General features: G+C 38.5%; 1 protein-coding gene. It reads right to left on the bottom strand.

Translation table 11 applies throughout. From position 1 onward, the window contains the following. Positions 1-345: 345 nt before the first annotated feature. On the bottom strand, positions 346-1,350 hold a 1,005-nt coding region (gene rlmN / locus ACFIO3_RS00765; RefSeq protein WP_375704020.1), incomplete at its 5' end, for a 23S rRNA (adenine(2503)-C(2))-methyltransferase RlmN.

Below are 1,350 nucleotides of genomic sequence, written 5' to 3'. Positions count from 1 at the left end.
AGGCACTGCACAATCTCCACTTTTTAAAAGGTATTACCGTAGATGCTTTTAAAAGACACAAAACCTAATTAATGAGTATGATAATAAGGTAGAAATTAGTTACAATCCTTAAGACTTCATATTCCCTCTAAATTAGGCTTCCTTCTTATTTCAGAGATTATGCAAACAGACTATAGACAATCTCTTACCCCATTTAGCATATAAACGCCGAAACTGTTCGTCTAGCACTTATCCAATCTTAATCTCTGTCTCACATATGCTATCGCACGAGGTTTGGATATTAATTTACAAACAAAAAAGCACAGACTTTATATCGCTTCGCTATATAGCTGAAAATTGTATTAACTAATGACCAGCAGCATTTTCAAGTCGCAAACGTTCAGATTTCCGTAAGCGCTCTGAAGCCGATTTAAGCTGTCCACATGCAGCTAAAATATCGCGTCCACGCGGTATCCGAATAGGAGAAGCATAACCCGCTTGATTAACGACATCAGCAAAACGCTCGATTTGATCCCAATCAGAACACTGATAGTTACTCCCTGGCCACGGATTAAAAGGAATTAAATTGATCTTAGCAGGAATCCCTTTCAATAGCTGAATCAATCGCTTTGCATCATCTAAACTATCATTGATATCTTTTAGCATAACATATTCAAATGTGATTCGCTTTGCATTAGAAAGACCAGGATAATTACGGCAAGCATCCATTAGTAAAGAAAGCGGATATTTTTTATTAATGGGAACAAGCATATCCCTTAATATATCGTGTACTGCGTGGAGTGAAATCGCCAACATAACACCAATTTCTTCTCCGGTTCGGATAATTCCAGGAACAACCCCACTAGTTGAAAGCGTAATTCGACGTTTTGATAAAGAAAGTCCATCGCCATCAGAAGCAATCAATAAAGCTTTTTTAACAGCTTCAAAATTATAAAGAGGTTCTCCCATTCCCATCATAACAATATTGGTAATTTTGCGCCCTTCAATGGGAACAATTGCCCCATCAGGAGTATTCTTATCAGGAAAATCACCCAAACAATCACGTGCAACCAATAACTGTGCCAAAATTTCTTCTGCAGTCAGATTGCGAACAAGCATCTGTGTTCCTGTATGGCAAAAGGAGCAGGTTAACGTACACCCTACTTGCGATGAAAGACATAAAGTACCACGCCCTTCTTCAGGAATATAAACCGTTTCAATTTCAACAGGCCTTCCAGCTCCACGTGCAGGAAAACGTAAGAGCCATTTACGCGTACCATCTTTTGATATTTGTTCTCCAACAATTTCTGGGCGCGCAATGGAAAAATGACACTTAAGTGTTTCTTGCATTGCTTTAGAAATATTCAGCAT

This window comes from Bartonella sp. AD328YNZD (assembly GCF_042196425.1).
This window is presented reverse-complemented; position numbering and strand designations above follow the sequence as displayed.